This is a genomic window from Bradyrhizobium tunisiense, assembly GCF_042263385.1.
In the GTDB taxonomy this organism is placed as follows: Bacteria; Pseudomonadota; Alphaproteobacteria; order Rhizobiales; family Xanthobacteraceae; genus Bradyrhizobium; species Bradyrhizobium tunisiense.
This window is the reverse complement of the sequence record NZ_JBHLEV010000026.1, coordinates 1-334: the sequence shown is the minus strand read 5'-3', so window position 1 is coordinate 334 and position 334 is coordinate 1. Positions and strand designations below refer to the sequence as shown.

Annotated in this window: 1 protein-coding gene; it reads left to right on the top strand. The window is 63.8% G+C overall.

The genetic code is table 11. The features are described from left to right. On the top strand, positions 1-334 hold a 334-nt coding region (locus tag ACFDR6_RS36335; protein WP_375861387.1), incomplete at both ends, for a chemotaxis protein CheW.

Sequence of the window (334 nt, the reverse complement as noted above, 5' to 3'; positions counted from 1 at the left end):
GCTCAAGATCGACGACGGCGCGGCCTCCGATCCCGAGAACGGCTTCATCGTGGTCACGCAGGTCGGCAGCCAGACCTTCGGCATCGTGGTCGATGGTGTCTTCCATACGGAAGAGATCGTCGTGAAGCCGATGTCCACAAAACTGCGTCACATCGACATGTTCTCCGGCAACACCATCCTGGGCGATGGCGCGGTGATCATGATCATCGACCCCAACGGCATTGCCAAGGCGCTCGGCGCCGCCGGCTCCTCGGCCCATGACATGGGCGACGAGAACGGCGCGCACCACATCGGAAGCGGCGAGCAGACCACCTCGCTCCTGGTGTTCCGCGCC